Below are 17171 nucleotides of genomic sequence, written 5' to 3' on the forward strand. Positions count from 1 at the left end.
CACGTGGTGTCGTTGGTTACAACGAAGCGCAACACGATTCGAAGGGGAAGACCGACCATGGGCGAGCGCATGCTGCGCGGCAGCCGTCTCGGAGCCGTCAGCTACGAGTCCGACCGCAACACCGAGCTGGCCCCGCGTCAGACCCGAGAATACCTGTGCGCCAAGGGGCACCAGTTCGAGGTGCCGTTCGCCGTTGACGCCGAGGTTCCCATGACCTGGGAGTGCAAGTTCGACGGCAGCGTCGCCCGGCTTGTCGACGGCAACGAGCCGGAGGCGAAGAAGGCGAAGCCGCCGCGCACCCACTGGGACATGCTGCTCGAGCGGCGCTCGATCGCGGAGCTCGAGGACATCCTCAACGAGCGCCTCGAAGAGGTCCGCCACCGTCGCGGTCGCTCGGCATAAGCGGGACCACCGCATAAGCACACAGGACGGCAAGGACGCCCCGACGGTCGATGACCGTCGGGGCGCTCTGCGTGCCGGCCCGCCCGCCAGGCCGGCCGCAGCGCAGCCGGCAGCACCAGACGCCGAGAGCACCAAGAGCGCCGACCCCCGGGCCGGGCTTCGCGCCGACTGTGGCAGCTGCTTCGGGTTGTGCTGCGTAGCGCCGGCGTTCGCGAGGTCCGTGGACTTCGCCATCGACAAGCCCGCCGGGCACCCCTGCCCGAACCTCGGCACCACCCCGACCGCCAGCCCGACCGGCACCCCGGCCGGCAGCGGCACCCCGACCGGCGGCGGGTTCGGGTGCGGCATCCACACCCAGCTGCGGCAGCGCGGGTTCGTCGGGTGCACCGTCTACGACTGTTTCGGCGCCGGGCAGAAGGTCGCCCAGGTGACGTTCGGGGGCCGGGACTGGCGGCAGGCACCGGGCCAGGCGCCGCTGATGTTCGCCGCGTTCGCGACCATGCGCCACCTGCACGAGCTGCTGTGGTACCTGACGCAGGCCCGTGACCTGCCGGCCGCGGCGCCGCTGCACGACCGCCTCGACGCGGCCGTCGCCGAGACGCAGCGCCTCAGTGACCTGCCCGCCGGGGAACTCGCCGGCGTCGACGTTGACGCGCACCGCGGCTCGGTGGTGCCGTTGCTGCGGCAGGCCAGCGAGCTCGCGCGGGCGAAGGTGGTGGGGAGGCGGACGCCGTACCAGAGCCGCAGCGTCGTCGGGAAGGACCTTCGGCGTGTCGATCTGCGTGGTGCTGACCTGCGGGGCGCGTCAGCCGTCGGCGCCGATCTGCGGGGTGCGGACCTGACGGGCGCCGACGTCACCGGCGCGGATCTGCGTGGCGCGGATCTGCGGGGTGCGGACCTGCGCGGCGTGCTGTTCCTGATCCAGTCGCAGCTGGACGCCGCCCGTGGTGACGCGGTAACCCGCCTGCCGGCCGGGTTCAGCCACCCGGCGCACTGGACCGTTCAGCGGACGCACCCCGGGACGGACCCTACGAGGGCGGGGCATCCTCGATCGGGTCGCGAGGCCGGGGGGCGGGCGGGGCGCCGGTCAGGGCGTCGCTGACCGTGGCGTGGACCGGGATCCGACCGGTGAGCCCGACCGTGTCCAGCAGCCCGGCCAGAAACGGTGACGGCGCCGCGAGCCGTAGGTAGCCTCCGTGGGCGACGCACCGGTTGTGGCTGTACGCGAACGTCCCGAGCCCCACCGAGTCGCAGAAGTCGACGTCGCCGAGGTCCACCACGATCCGGGAACGGCCACGGTCCAGCGCGCCGTGCATCGCCTCACGTAACTGTGGGGCCGAGTCGATGTCGAGGGCGCCGCGCACCGCCACGAGCACGACACCGTCGGCACAGTCTGTCACTGCAACGTCCATCATCCGATCCTGCACCGGTTCGGCGCGGTCCGCAGGACAGCGGGTACGTTGCTGCGATGCTCGCCCGTCTCCTCACGGCCGCGACCCTGGCCCGGACCGCGGAGGCGGCCGCCGCGGTGGTGCTGCTGCTCGCCGCGGTGCGGCAGACCGGCGACCCGGCGCAGGGCGCGACGGTCCTGGCCGCGTTGCTGGTCCCGCACGTGCTCGCCGGGCCGTTCGTCGGTCTGGTCACCGACCGGGCCCGCCGGCCGCGGCTCGTCCACGCGGGGTTCGCGGCGCTGTTCGGGCTCGCGCTCGGTGGGGTGCTGCTGCTGACGGGGGTGGCGCCGCTGCCGGTGGTTGTCGGGTTGGCGCTGGTGGCCGGCAGCTGCGGTCCGATGATTTTCGGTGGTCTGTCGAGTCTGCTGGATGATGTGGTACCGCCACCGCGGCGGCCGCGGGCGCGGGGGCTGGACGCGGCGACGTACAACGTGGCGGAGATCGCGGGTCCGGCGGCTGGGGCGCTGCTGGTGGCGGCGTTCGGGGTGCCGGTCGCGGCGCTGGTGCTGTCCGGCGCGTGTCTGCTCGCGGCGGGCACGCTGCTCACCGTCGCCGACACTCTCGACCCGGAGCCGGCTCTCGACCCGGAGCCGGCTCCCGCCGTGGAGCCGGCACCCGCCGTGGCGGCCAAGAACGCCGCCGGAGCTCAGAACAGCGCCGGGGCGCAGAACGCGGCCAGCGCTCAGGACAGCGCGGGGGTTCAGGACGACGCGGGGGCGCGGGACGGTGGGGCGGGCGGGGCGCGGGTCGGGGTCCGGGACGGCCTCGCCGCGATCGTGCGCAGCCGCCCGCTGCTGGCGGTGACCGCGGCGACCGCCCTGGCCTCGTACGGCGCCGGCATGATCACCCCGGTCGCCGTCGTCCTCGGCGTCGCCGCCGGGCATCCGGCCGGTGGTGGCCTGCTGGTGACGGCGTTGGGCGTGGGTGCGTTGTGCGGGTCGCTGCTCGTCGCGCGGTTCCCGGTGCGGCCGGCGCCGCAGCTGGTCGTGGTGGCGTGCCTGCTGGGGGTGGGTGCGGCGTTCGCCGGGCTGTCCGGTGCGGTCCTCGGCGGCGTGTCGTGGCCGGTGCTGGTCGCGGTGTTCGCGGTGGCCGGGGTCCTGGACGGCCCGTTGCTGTCCTCGGTGCTGCTGGTCCGCTCGCGGGAGGCGCCGCCGGGGACCCGTACGCAGGTGTTCACGCTCGGCGCGGGGATCAAGCTGACCGCGGCGGCGGTCGGCGCGGCGACGTTCACGGTTCTGGCGGCCGCTCCGCCGGCGGTCCTGGTCGGGGTGTTGTCCGCGAGTCACCTGCTCGCCGCCGCCGTCGGCGCGGCCCTGCTGCGCCGGCGGACCCGCTGACGGGCCGGGACCGCGGACGAACGCCGGCGGGCGGCACCCGGGAAGGGTGCCGCCCGCCGTGTGCGATGCGATGGGTGCTAGCGGTGGCGGCGGCCGCCGTACTCGTGCGCGACCAGGACGTACCGGACGTGGTTGCGGCTGCCGATGCGGTAGCAGTCCGAGTCGTCCCACCAGTTGCGCTGCTCGCCGATCCAGCCGGCGAAGTTGCACGCCTTCTTGTTGCGGAAGGTGTCCACCACCCAGGACTGGACCCACTGGTTGTTGCGGCGGTGGCCGTCGAAGTTGCCGTGCCAGCGGCCGCCGCCGTTGTTGTTGCCCATGCCACCCGGCCAGGCGGGACCGCCGCCGGGCTGGCCGCCGCCACCGCCCGGCTGGCCGCCGCCCCCACCGGGCTGACCGCCACCGCCGCCACCGCCGGGCGGCGGGGCCTGGACGGCGGTGGTGCCGCTGTCGGCGCTGGGCGCGGCCGACGCGGCGGTGGCGCCCATGCCGAGAATCGCGCCCGCAGCGAGCGTCATGCCCGCCAGGGTCAGGAACCGTTGTGTGTTACGCATCTTTGACTCCCCCTCGTGTCGTGATGACGTGATTACACTATGTAGCGGAAAGCGGCATTTCTCGCAAAACGCGTCATCCTTTCAGCCAAAGGCTGGACGACTTTAGGGCAGCCGACGACCGCTTTCGGGCCAGCTCGTTGAACATTGACCGCCCGGTGCGAGACCGGTGCGAGACCGGTGCGAGATTTATGCGAGGCGCAGTTCCAGGACGGTCCCGCCGGTCGTGAACGGCGCCCGCCGGGCGGCCGTGAACCCGGCCCGGACGTAGGTCCGCAGCGCCGCGTCGTTGCCGGCGGCGACCTCGAGCTCGACCCGGCTCGCGTGCCGGCGCCGGGCCCAGCCGGTGACGGCGGCGACGAGCCGCCCGCCGGCGCCGCGGCCGCGGGCGGTGGGGCTGACCCACATGCCGATCAGGTGGGTGACGTCGGGGTCCGTGGGGATGATCCAGGTGCCGGCGATCCCGACCGGGTCGGCGCCGTCGAACACGGCGAAGCAGGCGCCGTGCCGCGGCCAGTCCCGCCACTCGGCCTCGGACCGGCCGGCCTCACGGGCGTGGCTGCTGGCGAACGCGGCCGGGCTGTCCAGCAGCGCGGCGAGCCTCAGGTGCCGTTTGAGCTGCCATTCGTCGCAGGTGAGGGGCCGGGTGCGCACGGGTGGCGGTTCACCGGGCGGCGTGGTCGGTGTCCAGCTGCTCCAGGACCGGCCGGACCACGTCGTCGAGGTGCCGCACGAGGACGGTGACGGCGCGTTCGGCGGCGGCGTCGACGTGCCGGTCCTCGGTCGGGGTCGGCAGCCCGTCCAGGGGCAGCGGCGTCTCCAGCAGCAGCGTCCCGCGCAGGTGCGGGTGCCGGCTGAGGTCCTGCTCGGTCGGTTGGATGAACTGCCCGAACAGTTCCGGCCAGCCACGCCAGCCGCGGTCACGCCACCAGGTGCGGGACACGGTCAGCGGCGCCGGCAGCGGCGACACCAGCTCCACCCGGGCGGTGAGGCCACCGTCGAACGGGTTGCGCTGGCACACCGCGGTCAGCACCCGCCGGTGCCAGCGCACGTAGCCGGGGTCCAGCAGCGGCGGCGTCGCGGCGGCCCAGGCGACGCACGCGAACCCGACGGGGGCGATGTCGCCGACGGTGCCGGCGAACTCCGCCGCGTGGCGCTGGACGGCGCTGAGGTACCGGTCCCGGTCACGGTCCACCCAGAACGTCTTCACACCTTGCGACGGTAGCCCGTGAAAGGTCAACCCGTCCGCAGGACCGCGGCGGTGACGGCCCGGCGCAGGTCGGCGCGGCCGAGCAGGTCGGTGTTGTCGACGTACTGGTCGACGCCGCCGACCGGAGGCAGCGCCGCGACGGCCGGGTCGGTGACGGCGGCGCTCAGCGCGGCGGCGAACCGCCCGGCGTCGATCACCGGGTAGGGCCGGTCGAAGTACGGCCGGCGGGTCGCGTCCACGGCCGCGGACAGCCCGAGGCTGTTCTGCCGGCGTCCCGCGTCCTCGTACGCGCCGCACAGGTCGTCCACGTCCAGCGGCCCCGGCAGCGAGCTGAACGCGGTGCCGAGCCATTTGCTGTACGGCGGCCACCGCCGCTCCTGCAGCAGCCGCAGCCGCATCACGTGCCGGGCGAGCCGCGCCGCGACGACCCGCCCGCCGAGCGTGTCGCCGGCCTCGGCCGCCCGGCCGGGGAACGCCTCCTCCTGCGCGATGTGGGTCCACTGCGCGGCCAGCACGTACCGCCACAGGTCGGGCGGGTACCAGGCGACCGCCGCCCGCAACGCCGTCAGGTCCCCGGTGTCGTCGTGGTACACGGCGCCGCCGGCCGTCTCCGCGAACGTCTGCGTCGGGGTGGCGAGCCAGTCCAGCAGCGACCCGGTGAACGGCGCCCCGAACTGCCCGACGGTCCAGTCGGCGACGGTGGTGACGTCGACGCGGTGCGCGACCGGCCCGTCGGTCGCGGTCATCACCCGGACCCGCGCGTCCTCGGGTGTGAAGTGCGTCGGCCAGCCCAGCACGTGTTTCGGTAGCCTCGCCCGCAGCAGCGCGTCGATCCCGGCGGCGTGCCGGGCGTGATCGGCGGGGTCGAGGAACAGGGTGAGCCGCGGCCCCCAGTCGTGGTCGGTGGAGCGGGGACCGTCGTAGCCGAGGACCTCCGACCCGGCGCCGATGCGGGCGGCGGCGTGCGGCAGCCCCGGGTACACGTCGTCCAGCAGCGGCCGGACCGCGTCGCGGTAGAACACCCCGCACAGCTCAAGCCCCGGCACGAAGACCGGGGCCGGATCGGGGGTCACAGTACGACCGCTGGGTGGCGGGGGTCGTCGGCGCGCACGACGACGTCGGCGATGTCCTGGGGCAGCACCTCATTGTCGTACCGCTGGAACGCCGGCAACGTCCACTGCATTTCGGCCGGGGTGCGGCGGGCGAGCGCCGCCGGGGACTGCGTGAGGTGGACGGTGACGTCGAAGTCGAGACCGGCGCCGAGCAGCATCGTGCCGGACACGACGACCACGGCACCGGCCGGCAGGTCCAGGTAGGCGGCGCGGGTGGCCCGGTCGGTGACCGGGTCCCGCAGCGACGGCAGGACCCGTCCGGTGCCGCCGGTCGCCGCCGGTCGCAGGACCTCCCGGGTGATCGCCCGCAGGTCCAGCCAGTCCTCGTAGTACGCGTCAGGGTTGGTGCGGCCACGCTCCAGCCGCAGCGACGCCTGCCGCAGGAACCCGCCGGCGGGGATGTGCACGGCGTGCCCACCGTCGGCGTGGACCTGCTCGACGACCCGGGCGGCGAGGACGTCACCGCCGGCGGTCGGTGCACCGTCGACGGCGACCCGGGTCGCGTGGACCTTCCCGACCCGGGCGGCGATGTCGGCGGCGAGCCCGCCGACGGTCACGGGACGGGCCTTCACGCGTTGTGGTGCCGGTGCTGCGGGTCGATCACGTCGCCTTCGATGACCTCACCCTGCAGGACCTCGCCGCTGCCGGGCTGGTGCGGGACCTGGCCCGGGTCGGTGCGGGAGTCGGTGTGCGGGTCGGCGCGGGTCGCCTTGACGACCCTGGGACCGAACAGGTCCCCGGCCGCGGCGGCGGAGATCCGCGCCTCGGTGGCCCGGCGGACCTGCCGCCCCGCGAACGCCCGCACCGGCGGGATGAGCAGCAGCAGCCCGGCCGCGTCGGTGACGAACCCGGGGGCGAGCAGCAGCAGCGCCCCGGTGAGCCCGGCGACGCCGGTGCCGGCGTCACCGCCGGGTGGGCGGCCTTCGCTGACCGCGGCCCGCAGCCGCTGCCACGCCCGGATCCCCTCGCGTTTGGCGAGGATCCCGCCGAGGATCGTGGTGCCGATCCCGGCCAGGACCGCCCACCACCAGCCGATCGCGTGCGCGACCAGCACGAACACGGTGATCTCGACGATCACCAGCAGCAGCGCGCCGGCGGCGGCGAATCCCAGGGTCCGCATGACAGTTGCTCCTCAGCCGCTCTGCCGGGCGTCGGCTCGGGCGTCCCGGGAATCCCTGGGTCCGCCGCCGGCGACGCCGCGGCGCAGCGCCTCCCACCGCGCCGACGCACCCCACACGGTGACCCGCCACAACGCTTCCCGCACGATCGACGAGCTCATCTTCGAATGCCCGCGTTGCCGTTCGGCGAACGTGATCGGGACCTCCTGGACCCGGAACCCGTTGCGGAACGACCGCCACGCGAGGTCGACCTGGAAGCAGTACCCCTGCGACGCGATCGACTCGATGTCAATCTTGCTGAGGACCGGGATCCGGTACGCCCGGTAGCCGCCGGTCGCGTCGCGGAACGGCATCCCCAACGCGATCCGCACGTACAGGTTGCCGCTGCGGGAGATCAGGTGCCGGTGCAACGGCCACCCGACGGTCTTGCCGCCCTTGACGTAGCGGGAGCCGAGCACGACGTCGGCCTCGCCGAGCGCGTCCAGCAGCCGCGGCAGCTCCTCGGGCGCGTGGGACCCGTCGGCGTCCATCTCCACGACCGCGTCGTAGTCGTGTTCGGTGCCCCACGCGAACCCGGCCAGGTACGCCGCGCCGAGCCCCTGTTTCCCGGGCCGGTGCAGCACGTGCACGGCCGGGTCGTCGGCGGCGAGCTCGTCGGCGATCCGCCCGGTGCCGTCGGGGCTGTTGTCGTCGGCGATGAGCACGTCGACGGCCGGGGTCGCGGCGCGGACCCGGGCCACGATCGGCCGCAGGTTGTCGGCCTCGTTGTAGGTGGGGATGATGACGAGGACCCTGCCGACCCCGGGGTACTGGTTCACGCCTCGGTCGGTTGCGCTCACACGTCCTCCTCGGTTGGGTGCTGCCGGTTGCGCCGGCGGACCGCGGCGGCGGCCACCACAGCGGCAATACCCAGCATCACGATCACATACTCGGGACCGGCGCCGACCCTCGTCGCCAGCGTACGGGCCGACCCGAGGTGCAGTTCGGCGACGATGACGGCGGCCTCGTTGAACTTCGTCTCCTGCCGGGTCCGGCCGGCGGCGTCGGCGAACGCGGAGATCCCGACGGTCGAGGCCATCAACGCGTCCCGGCCGTGTTCGACGGCCCGCAGCCGCACCATCGCCAGCTGCTGCCGCGCCTCGGCCTCGTCGAACGTCGCGTTGTTCGTCTGCACCGCGAGCAGCTGCGCGCCGCCGGTGACGGTGTCGCGGACGAGCCCGTCGTAGGCGACCTCGAAGCAGATGACGTCACCGACGGTTGCCGGCCCGACCCGCAGCACCCCGGGCGTGTCACCGGGGGTCATGTCGGAGACCCGGTCGACCTCTTTCGACACGATCCGGGCGATGTCCCGCAGCGGCATCGTCTCCGCGAACGGCACCGGGTGCCGTTTCGTGTACCGCGCCGACACCCCGCCCTGCCGGGCGTTGCCGTCGGCGTCGACGTCGGGTTCCCAGACGAGCCCGGCGTTCTCGACCCCGACGGCGGGGTCGGTGAGGACCGCACCGACGAGGATCGGCACACCGACGGCGCGGGCGGCGGTCGCGATCGCCGCGGCCGCGTCGGCGTTGCGCAGCGGGTCGATGTCGGAGGAGTTCTCCGGCCACACCACCAGGTCCGGCCGGCGCGCGCCCTCCTGGGTGACCTTGCGGCCGAGTTCGACGGTGGCCCGCACGTGGTTGTCCAGGACGGCGCGGCGCTGTTCGTTGAAGTCCAGCCCGAGCCGCGGCACGTTGCCCTGCACGACGGCGACGTACACGCCCTTGCCGGCCGGCTGCTGCAACGGGATCAGCAGCGCCCCGGCGACGACCACGAACGCCCCGGCGACGGCGGCGGCGGATCTCACCCCCGGATTCCACCCGGGGGTGACAGCGCCCGCCGCGGCCGGTCGGGGTGTGCTGATCCGCAGCAACGGCACGGCGAGGAGGGCACCGGTGAACGCGACCGCGAACGTCACGAGGGGCGCCCCGCCGACGGCGGCGAGCCGCAGCAGCGGCGACGTGTCCTGGCTGAACGCGAGCCGGCCCCACGGGAACCCACCGAACGGCGCCCGGTCCCGCAGCGCCTCCTGCGCGGTCCACAGCGCGGCCAGCGCCGGCACCCACGTCCACGCCCACGACCGGGCCCACGACCGGACCGGCGTCCGGGCCCCGGTCCGGGTCCGGAGTGGGCTGATCCAGGCGGTGGCGACGCCGAGGAGCCCGATGAACAGCGCCTGCAACGCCGACAGCAGCAGCCACGGGACCATGCCCGTGTGCAGGTTCGTCCACGACAGCAGCGGCGTGAAGAACACCGCACCGGTGAGGGTGCCGAGCCCGAACCCGGCCCGCAGCCGCCGCCCGTGCACGGCGGCGGCGGCGAGCGCCACCGCGATCGGCGCGGCCCACCACCATCCGTACGGCGGGAACGCGACGAGCATCACCGCACCGGCCGTGGCGGCGAGCACCACGGCAACCCACAGCGGCGGCACCGCCCGCCCCGCAGAGCCCGCCACAGACCCCGCCACAGACCCGGCCGCGGTCCCTGAGACGGGTCCGGGGGTTTCGCCGTCCGCGGCGCCGTGTGATGGCTGCGGGGGACGGTCGGCGCCGTCCCGGCCGTCGGTGCCGTCGGTGCCGTCCGCCGCGCTCCCGGTGTCGACCAAGGTCACCTGCGCCATCCCCTGCCGTGTCGTGCGGTCCGCCCGACCGCGGCGTGTGCAGCGTCGGACCCGCGGGCCGGTACCGGCCCGCGGCGCCAATTATGCGGCCAGGTCACCCGGGACAGGGAATCGGCGGTGGTGTCCGCCGCTGTGAATGTGCTGGGATGTGGCTGGACTGTCCCCGACGCGCGACCGCGACCGGGCCGGCCGTCACCACACCCTCGCGACCGTTGCCGGTGACCGCCGGGGCGGCGACCCGCGGGTGCGACCCTGGCGGCGGTGCGCTTCGGGGCTGAAATCGGGGCGCGACCGAAGTCGCGCCCCGCGCTCCCAGGCCCTTGGTCCGGCCGGTGCGGCAGGGGTGTCTGGGCGCGGCCTTCGTTCCGGCGCGGCTCGGGCTGGCTGCCCGGGGCGTGCCGTTGTCTACTGGTCGCGTGACCCCCCTGCCCTGACACCGGTGGATGCCCGGCCCGCGGCCCCCGCCGACCCCCGCACACTGGATCCGGTGGTGTCCCGTCGGTTGACGAGGACGTCCGATCAGTGGGCGTTGGGGAGTAGCGAACCGTGGTCATCCGCGCCGAAGTAGGACGCAAAGACGTTACGCGCTCGCCGGGGGGCCCTGTCAACCGTCGCACGCGATGTAATTCACCTGGTTCGGCGTGTCGGGTGCGTCGGGTGCGGTGTGTCGGGCCTGGTTCACCCGCGGCGAGTGACAAGCGCTCACGGGCCGCCGGATGCTCCGTCCGTCACCCACTGTGCAGGTGCGCCCGGAGCAGCGCCGCCGCGGCGGCGGGATGCTCGTCGGCGAGCAGGCCCGCGGCGGCCAGGACGTACCGGTCGTCGACGGTGACGTGCGGGTCGCGGGGCAACGCCCACCCGCCGGCGTGATCGTGCAGGACCGGGCCGAGCGCGGCGACCGCGTCGCGGCGCTCGGCGTGCCGGAACACCCCGCCGGACGCGACGACCGTCACGACGTTGCGCAGGTCCCGGCCGCTGCGGGCGTGCCGGCGGGCCGCGATCACGGTCGCGGCGGCGGCGACGCCGAGCGGCCCGTCGCCGACGGTGACATGTTCACGTCCGGCGGCGGTGTGGACCCCGTCGACGTTCCACCGGACCCCCAGGTCCCCCTCGACGGTCCGGGCCCGCCACAGCGTCCCGGCGACCCCGGAGGTGCCGCCGTCGGGGACGAGCGCGGAGTACACGTCGGTGGTGGCGCCGCCGACGTCGACGACCAGCAGGTCACCGGCGGTCGTGTCGGCGAGCAGCGACACGCCGGTCAGGACCGCGTCGGGGGTCGCCATCCGCACCAGCCGACCGAACCGGGGCCCCTTGGACAGGTGTTTGCCGCCGATGACGTGCCGCAGGAACACGTCGCGGATCGCGGCGCGCGCCGGCCCGGGTTCGGTGACCCCGATGCGGGGCAGGACGTTGCCGGCGCCGACCGCCGGCACACCCCGCGCGGTGAGCAGTTCCACGGCGGTGTCGCGGACGTCGGTGTTGCCGGCGACGACGACCGGGACCCGCCACCTGGCGGCGGCGAGGCGCCGCGCGTTGTGCAGCAGGGTGTCGCCGTCACCGCCGTCGGTGCCGCCGACGAGCAGCACCACGTCGGGTGCCGCGGCCCGCACCGCCCGGACCCCGGCCGGGTCCTGCATGCCGGCGGCGACGTGGACGACCCGCGCGCCCGCCGACAACGCGACGCGGTGCGCGGCGTCGGCGGAGACGAGAGCCTCGTAGCCGATGACGGCGAGCCGCAGCCCACCCCCGGCCGACGAGCAGCAGTACACGGCACCGACCGGCCCGGCGTCGCGCAGCAGCGCGTCGACACCGTCCAGGACGTCACCGGCGGTGGTCGGATGGGTGCCGGTCCGCACCAGCGTGCCGTCGGTGGTGTCGACGACGGCGAGTTTCGTGTCCGTCGACCCGACGTCCAGGCACGCGACCAGCGTCCCGCGGGAAGGCACCGGATTCAGGGGACGACGACGGTGCCGGTCGCCGACACCGCCAGCAGCGGCGGGTCCAGCACGGCGGCGGCCGAAGCGCCCGCCTCCGGCGTACCCCGGCACACGACGTGGCAGGTGAACTCGACGGTCCGGGAACGGGTCCCGACCTTGACGATCGTCGCCGTCACCTCCAGGACGTCACCGGCCCGCACCGGCGCCTGGAACGCCACGCTCGCGTACCCGGCGAACAGGCCCTCGTCACCGTCGGTCCGGATGCACAGTTCCGTGGCGACGTCACCGAACAACGCCAGGCTGTACGCACCGTCGACGAGGTTCCCGGCGTAGTGCGCGTGCGAGTACGGCACGTACCGGCGGTGCACCACCCGCACCCCGACCTCCGCGCCGCTCACCGCGCACCCACCGCATGGATGAGGTACGACGCGACCTCCCGCGGGGTGGTGCCCCGCCCGAAGATCCGGTCGACGCCGAGGTCCGCGGTCTGCAGCTCGTCGAACCGCGGGCCGCCGACGACCAGCAACGGCCGTTTCGCGGCCGGGAACGCCTCCCGGAACGCCGCCGACATCTCCCGCGTGTTCGTCAGGTGCGCGTCGCGTTGCGTGACGACCTGACTGACCAGGACCGCGTCGGCCTTCTCCGCCCGGGCGTGCTCGACGAGCGCGGCGACGGCGACCTGCGCGCCGAGGTTCACCACCCGGCACTCCCGGTAGTACTCCAGACCCTTCTCACCGGCGATCCCTTTCACGTTGAGGATGGCGTCGATGCCGACGGTGTGCGCGTCGGTGCCGATGCACGCACCGACCACGACGAGTTTGCGCCGCAACCTGGCCCGGATCGCCGCGTTGACCTCCTTCGCCGACAGCAGCGGGTAGTCCCGCTCCGCGACGACGACCTTCCCCGGTTCCACGAGGTGGTTGACCCGGCCGTACACGACGAAGAACGTGTGCTGCGCACCGATCGGCCGGGCGTGCACGACCATCGCCGGGTCGATGCCCATCTTCCCCGCCAGTTGCAGCGCCGCGCCCTCACCACGCTTGTCCGCCGCGAGGGGCAGCGTGAAACTGACCTGGACCATGCCGTCGCCGGTCGTGTCCCCGTAGGGGCGGATCACCGCTGCGCTCATGACTGTGTCCATGACGGCCCGTCCAGGATCTCGATCGCCGGGTTGAAGTAGCCGGGTTCCCGCGCCGCGACCCCGTCGAGGCCCTTGCCGCGGTCCGCGGGCCGGCGCATGATCCCGAACGTGCCCTCGCCGATCGCGTCGAGGAGCCCCTGCCGGCCGATCTGCCGCAGCAGGGTCACGGCCTCACCGAGGACAGTGTGGGCCCGGTCCCGGATGAACGCGCCGGGGGTGAAGTCCTCGTGCAGGTTCCCGGCCGCGGACAGCACGTACCGCACGTTCTGCAGCGCGATGTCCCGGTCCGACAGCCACGGCGTCACCACCGCCTCCGTCATCATCCCCACGAGGAGGATCCCCTGCCCGGTGAGCGCACCGGCGAGGTTGAAGAACCCGTCGAGGAGGTTCCCGCGGAACACGTCGCCGGTCATGTGTTTCGTCGGCGGCATCCACTTCAACGGCGCGTCCGGGAACAGTTCCCGCGCCAGCAGCGCGTGGGCGAGCTCGAGCCGGAACGACTCCGGCAGCTCCGGGTTGATCTCGAACGCGTGCCCGAGCCCCAGCTGCCAGTCCTCAAGTCCGGCCTCGTGCGCGAAGTACTCGTTGAGCAGCTGCGACACCGTCACCGTGTGCGCCGCGTCGACCGCGTCCGCGGTCGTGAGGTAGTTGTCCTCACCGGTGTTGATGATGATCCCGGCGCGGGCGTGGACCTGCCGGGAGAACCGCTGGTCGACGAACGTGCGGATCGGGTTGATGTCGCGGAACAGGATCCCGTACATCGAGTCGTTGAGCATCATGTCGAGCCGTTCGAGCCCGGCGAGGGCCGCGATCTCCGGCATGCACAGCCCCGACGCGTAGTTCGTCAGCCGCACGTACCGGCCGACCTCCTTCGACGTGTCGTCCAGGGCGGCGCGCATGAGCCGGAAGTTCTCCTGCGTCGCGTACGTCCCGGCGAACCCCTCCCGGGTCGCGCCCTCCGGCACGTAGTCCAGCAGCGACTGCCCCGTCGACCGGATCACCGCGATCACGTCGGCGCCGGCCCGCGCCGCCGCCTGCGCCTGCGGGATGTCCTCATGGATGTCGCCGGTCGCGACGATCAGGTAGATCCACGGCCGCTGCTTCGGGTCGCCGTACCGTTTGATCAGCCGGTCCCGTTCTCTCCGGCGCCGATCGACCTGGGCGAGACCGGTTTTGACCGCTCGTGCCGCCGCCCGTTTCGCCGCGGCCGGGGTCTCGGCGCGGAACGTGACGCTGCCCGCCGCCGCCTTCTGCGCCAGCAGGGTCAGGTCCTGGTGCCCGTCGCGCTGCAGCGCGTCGAACACCGGCCCGGCGACGCCACCGCCGAGCCCGACCTGCTCCACGACGGTGTCGACGAGGCGGTTCACCCACGGGATCCCGTCCGGGTCCGCGCCGGTGATCCCGGCGAGACGCAACGTGGCCCGTTCCACCGACACCGTCGTGTGGCTGCGCGCCAGGTCCACGACCGGCCGGCCGGCGGCCGCCGCCAGCCGCCGCGCGGTCGCGACGGTCCGCCGGTCCAGCTTCAGCTTGTTCACAGGGGTTCCTGCCTGTTGTGGATCGGGCGGCCCCGCAGCACCGTCACCCGCGCCTGCGGGTTCGTCTCGGTGTGCAGCACCTCACTGATGTCCTCGGTCGTGTCCCACACGGTGAACGTCGCCGACCAGCCCGGGTTCAGGACACCCTCGTCGTCGACGCCGACGGCCCGCCACCCGCCGCGGGTGTGCGCCGCGAACGCGGCCTTCGCCCCGATCCGCTGCACCGGGTTGTGGTGCCGCATCGCCGCCCGGCACGTCCCCCACGGGTCGAGGTCCGTGACCGGCGAGTCCGACCCGAACGCCAGCAGCACCCCGACCCCGGCCAGGGCCCCGATCGGGTTCGACGCCAGGGACCTCGCCCGGCCGAGGCGCTGCGCGTACATGCCGTGCTCGCCGCCCCACAGCCGGTCGAACGCCGGCTGCACCGACGCGACGAGCCCGAAGTCGACGAGCCCCGCGATCAGCGTCTTGTCCAGCAGCTCGACGTGTTCGATCCGGTGCCGCCCGTCGCGGATCCGGTCGATCCCGACCCGTTTCGCCGCACCCTTGAACCCGTCTACGACGGTGCTGATCGCCTGGTCGCCGATGGCGTGGAACCCGCCCTGCATCCCGTGCCGCACACAGTCCACGACGTGCTCGGTGACCTGCTCGACGCTCAGGTACCCGTGCCCGTGCTCATCCGCGGCGGCGCCGTCCAGGTACGCGCCGCGCAGGTGCGCGGTGCGGGCACCGAGCGCACCGTCGGCGTACAGGTCACCGGCCGCGCCGACCGCACCGAGCTGCTTCGCCTTCCCGGCGGCGTTCACCTCACCCCACAGCCCGTACACCTGCGGGTATCCGCCGCCGTGACCGAGCGCGGCGACGAAGTCCGCCTCCCCGGACGTGCCCGGACCCCCGCACTCGTGGATCGACGCGATCCCCAGCGACGCGGCGTGGGTCAGCGCGGCGCGTTGCGCGTCGAGGATCTGCGGGTGCGTCACCGACCCGAACGCGACCTCCCGCACCAGGTGGTGCGCGTCGCGGCGCAGCCAGCCCGACTCGTCGTATCCAGCGGCGGCCCGCACGGCGCCGGTGAGCAGCGCGCTGGACACCAGCGCCGCGTGGACGCAGGCCCTGGACAGGTACACGGCGCGGCCGCCGCCGGCCCGGTCGAGCTCGGCCGCGGTCGGGGTCCGCTGGTCCCGCCACCCGGACTCGTCCCAGCCGTGCCCGATGACGATCGCGTCGGCGGGCAGGGTCGCGGCGTGCGCGGCGACGGCGTCGAGGACCTGGAGTTTGGAGGTGGTCCCGGCGAGGTTGAGCCCGCGCAGGGTGAACCCGGTCGCCGTGGTGTGCACGTGCGCGTCGACGAACGCGGGCGTGACGAGCGCCCCGTCGAGGTCCACGACCCGGTCGACGCCGCCGGTCGGCGCGTCGCCGGTCGGGCCGAGCCAGGCGATCGTGTCGCCGTCGACGAGCATCGCCGTCGCGGACGGGTCGGCGGGGGTGTGGACGCGGCCGTCACGGAAGAGGGTTCGCATGCGGCTCAGTCTGCCAACCCGGGCGGTGCTTCGGTCCGCAGCCGCGCCTGGAAAAGGTCCCGGACGCCCGCGTCGGTCCGCAGCAGCCGCAGCGCGTAGTCGGCGTGTCCCGGGACGTAACCGTTGCCGATGAGCATCGTCACATCCGCGGCGAGCCCTTCGGCGCCGAGCGCGGCGGCGGGGAACGACGTGGCCATCGAGAAGAAGATCACGGTGCCGCCCGGCGCGGTGGCCAGGACCGCGGCGTGTTCACAGCCGGGGACGTCGACGCAGACGACGGTGACGTCCGCGGGGCCGCCGGTGCGGTCGAGGGCGGCGGCGAGACCGACGGCGTCGCGGGCGTCGGCGACGGTCACGGTGTCAGCGAGCCCGGCGGCGGTGAGCCTGGCCCGTTCGGTGTCATCCCGTACCACTCCGACCGCCCGGACCGTCACACCTGCGTCGTCGACAACGGCGCCGGCGTCCCGTGCGACATCCCGTGCGACATCCCGGGCGTCTCCGGCGGCGTCTCTGGCGGCGGCGAGGGCGAGGGAGCCGCTCTTGCCCGCCGCGCCGAGCACCGCCACCGTCAGCGGCCCCGTCGCGGCCGCCCGGTCCCGCAGCGACTGCCGCACGACCCGGGCCACCAGGGCCGGGGCGCCGCACACGTCCAGGACGGCGAGGGCCAGCTGCGGGTCCAGGTCGCCGGGCAGGACCGCGGCGATCGACCGGGCGAACAGGATCGCGTGACCGTCGCACGGCACCTGCTCCGACAGCCCGTCCCAGTCCCGCAGGTCATCGGCGATCCGCAGCGGGGTCAGGGTCAGCGACACCAGCGTCGCGACCCGGTCACCGGCCCGCAGGCCCAGCGGCGACGCCGGCCCGACCGCCTCGACGGTGCCGATGAGCATGCCACCGGAGCCGGTCACCGGGTTGTGCATCTTGCCGCGGCGGCCGACGATGTCCAGCACCGCCGCCCGGACGAGGCCACCGTCGCCGCCGTGTTCGGTCCGCAGCTGATGAAACGACGCGGCGTCGAGGTTGAGCCGCTCGACGCGGATCCGGACCTCGTCCGCGCCGATGACCGGGTCCGGGTCGAGACGGTCAGCGGCCTGGGGCAGCACCCCGGCCGGTTCCACGACCCGATGCAACCCGATCGGCGATGTCATTTCCCGCACTGCCACAAGTTAGCCGAAGATTTTCCGGCACACCAGCCACA

The 17171-nt window shown here is 74.1% G+C and carries 18 protein-coding genes; 3 read left to right on the plus strand and 15 right to left on the minus strand.

Annotated elements, in window-relative coordinates:
- The first annotated feature begins 57 nt into the window (after positions 1–57).
- Both Dsi01nite_RS34275 and Dsi01nite_RS34280 read left to right on the plus strand, forming a co-directional pair.
- Positions 58–402, plus strand: coding sequence for an RNA polymerase-binding protein RbpA (locus Dsi01nite_RS34275; protein WP_033364323.1), 345 nt, complete (start codon positions 58–60; stop codon positions 400–402).
- Positions 403–589: 187 nt separating this feature from the next.
- Entirely contained in the window at positions 590–1504 is a 915-nt protein-coding gene (locus Dsi01nite_RS34280) for a pentapeptide repeat-containing protein (RefSeq protein ID WP_239136374.1), read from the plus strand.
- Here Dsi01nite_RS34280 and Dsi01nite_RS34285 read toward each other — a convergent pair.
- A complete protein-coding gene (locus Dsi01nite_RS34285; RefSeq protein ID WP_239136375.1) occupies positions 1431–1802 on the minus strand; it encodes an STAS domain-containing protein in 372 nt (123 codons plus the stop codon). The two genes, Dsi01nite_RS34280 and Dsi01nite_RS34285, sit on opposite strands and share 74 nt — an antisense overlap.
- 68 nt (positions 1803–1870) lie before the next feature.
- Here Dsi01nite_RS34285 and Dsi01nite_RS34290 point away from each other — a divergent pair, with 68 nt between their 5' ends.
- Complete coding sequence (locus tag Dsi01nite_RS34290) at positions 1871–3190, plus strand: MFS transporter (RefSeq protein ID WP_203850490.1); 1320 nt, start codon at positions 1871–1873, stop codon at positions 3188–3190.
- A 77-nt stretch (positions 3191–3267) separates the two neighbouring features.
- On the opposite strand, the gene Dsi01nite_RS34295 is transcribed toward Dsi01nite_RS34290, so the two are convergent.
- From Dsi01nite_RS34295 to kdd, 14 genes are all read right to left on the minus strand, one after another.
- Positions 3268–3744 (minus strand): hypothetical protein, encoded by a 477-nt coding sequence (locus Dsi01nite_RS34295; RefSeq protein WP_203850491.1) that lies wholly within the window; start codon positions 3742–3744, stop codon positions 3268–3270.
- A gap of 186 nt (positions 3745–3930) precedes the next feature.
- Positions 3931–4395, minus strand: coding sequence for a GNAT family N-acetyltransferase (locus Dsi01nite_RS34300; RefSeq protein WP_203850492.1), 465 nt, complete (start codon positions 4393–4395; stop codon positions 3931–3933).
- Between the two features lie 10 nt (positions 4396–4405).
- Positions 4406–4951 carry a hypothetical protein gene (locus Dsi01nite_RS34305; RefSeq protein WP_203850493.1) on the minus strand — a complete coding sequence of 182 codons (546 nt, stop codon included), beginning with the start codon at positions 4949–4951 and terminating at the stop codon, positions 4406–4408.
- 26 nt (positions 4952–4977) lie between these two features.
- Entirely contained in the window at positions 4978–6024 is a 1047-nt protein-coding gene (locus Dsi01nite_RS34310; protein ID WP_203850494.1) for a DUF4037 domain-containing protein, read from the minus strand.
- Positions 6021–6635 carry a nucleoside/nucleotide kinase family protein gene (locus Dsi01nite_RS34315; RefSeq protein ID WP_203850495.1) on the minus strand — a complete coding sequence of 205 codons (615 nt, stop codon included), beginning with the start codon at positions 6633–6635 and terminating at the stop codon, positions 6021–6023. Before Dsi01nite_RS34315 ends, Dsi01nite_RS34310 begins: the two co-directional genes overlap by 4 nt.
- The gene (locus tag Dsi01nite_RS34320) at positions 6632–7183 is read right to left on the minus strand and encodes an FxsA family protein (RefSeq protein ID WP_203850496.1); all 552 of its coding nucleotides are present in this window, start codon (positions 7181–7183) and stop codon (positions 6632–6634) included. Before Dsi01nite_RS34320 ends, Dsi01nite_RS34315 begins: the two co-directional genes overlap by 4 nt.
- Positions 7184–7195: 12 nt before the next feature.
- Positions 7196–8020 carry a polyprenol monophosphomannose synthase gene (locus tag Dsi01nite_RS34325; RefSeq protein ID WP_239136376.1) on the minus strand — a complete coding sequence of 275 codons (825 nt, stop codon included), beginning with the start codon at positions 8018–8020 and terminating at the stop codon, positions 7196–7198.
- On the minus strand, positions 8017–9684 hold the full coding sequence (gene lnt, locus Dsi01nite_RS34330) for an apolipoprotein N-acyltransferase (RefSeq protein WP_239136383.1): 1668 nt from the start codon (positions 9682–9684) through the stop codon (positions 8017–8019). The genes Dsi01nite_RS34325 and lnt overlap by 4 nt, the downstream gene beginning before the upstream one ends.
- An 881-nt stretch (positions 9685–10565) precedes the next feature.
- Complete coding sequence (locus Dsi01nite_RS34335; protein ID WP_239136377.1) at positions 10566–11783, minus strand: glutamate mutase L; 1218 nt, start codon at positions 11781–11783, stop codon at positions 10566–10568.
- A gap of 5 nt (positions 11784–11788) precedes the next feature.
- Entirely contained in the window at positions 11789–12172 is a 384-nt protein-coding gene (gene kal, locus Dsi01nite_RS34340) for a 3-aminobutyryl-CoA ammonia lyase (protein ID WP_203850498.1), read from the minus strand.
- Positions 12169–12903 carry a lysine 5,6-aminomutase subunit beta gene (gene kamE / locus Dsi01nite_RS34345; RefSeq protein ID WP_239136378.1) on the minus strand — a complete coding sequence of 245 codons (735 nt, stop codon included), beginning with the start codon at positions 12901–12903 and terminating at the stop codon, positions 12169–12171. Before kamE ends, kal begins: the two co-directional genes overlap by 4 nt.
- Positions 12900–14453 carry a lysine 5,6-aminomutase subunit alpha gene (gene kamD / locus Dsi01nite_RS34350; RefSeq protein WP_203850500.1) on the minus strand — a complete coding sequence of 518 codons (1554 nt, stop codon included), beginning with the start codon at positions 14451–14453 and terminating at the stop codon, positions 12900–12902. Before kamD ends, kamE begins: the two co-directional genes overlap by 4 nt.
- Positions 14450–15982, minus strand: coding sequence for an amidohydrolase (locus tag Dsi01nite_RS34355; RefSeq protein ID WP_203850530.1), 1533 nt, complete (start codon positions 15980–15982; stop codon positions 14450–14452). The genes kamD and Dsi01nite_RS34355 overlap by 4 nt, the downstream gene beginning before the upstream one ends.
- The gene (gene kdd, locus Dsi01nite_RS34360) at positions 15979–17121 is read right to left on the minus strand and encodes an L-erythro-3,5-diaminohexanoate dehydrogenase (protein WP_203850501.1); all 1143 of its coding nucleotides are present in this window, start codon (positions 17119–17121) and stop codon (positions 15979–15981) included. The genes Dsi01nite_RS34355 and kdd overlap by 4 nt, the downstream gene beginning before the upstream one ends.
- Positions 17122–17171: the final 50 nt, after the last annotated feature.

The organism is Dactylosporangium siamense, from assembly GCF_016862795.1.
Taxonomy (GTDB): domain Bacteria; phylum Actinomycetota; class Actinomycetes; order Mycobacteriales; family Micromonosporaceae; genus Dactylosporangium; species Dactylosporangium siamense.

Bases quoted from the DNA above. Each gene is read 5' to 3' on its own strand.
- kamE (WP_239136378.1), bottom strand. From the start codon at position 12,903: ATGAGCGCAGCGGTGATCCGCCCCTACGGGGACACGACCGGCGACGGC.
- Dsi01nite_RS34275 (WP_033364323.1), top strand. From the start codon at position 58: ATGGGCGAGCGCATGCTGCGCGGCAGCCGTCTCGGAGCCGTCAGCTAC.
- Dsi01nite_RS34295 (WP_203850491.1), bottom strand. From the start codon at position 3,744: ATGCGTAACACACAACGGTTCCTGACCCTGGCGGGCATGACGCTCGCT.
- Dsi01nite_RS34320 (WP_203850496.1), bottom strand. From the start codon at position 7,183: ATGCGGACCCTGGGATTCGCCGCCGCCGGCGCGCTGCTGCTGGTGATC.
- Dsi01nite_RS34290 (WP_203850490.1), top strand. From the start codon at position 1,871: ATGCTCGCCCGTCTCCTCACGGCCGCGACCCTGGCCCGGACCGCGGAG.
- kdd (WP_203850501.1), bottom strand. From the start codon at position 17,121: ATGACATCGCCGATCGGGTTGCATCGGGTCGTGGAACCGGCCGGGGTG.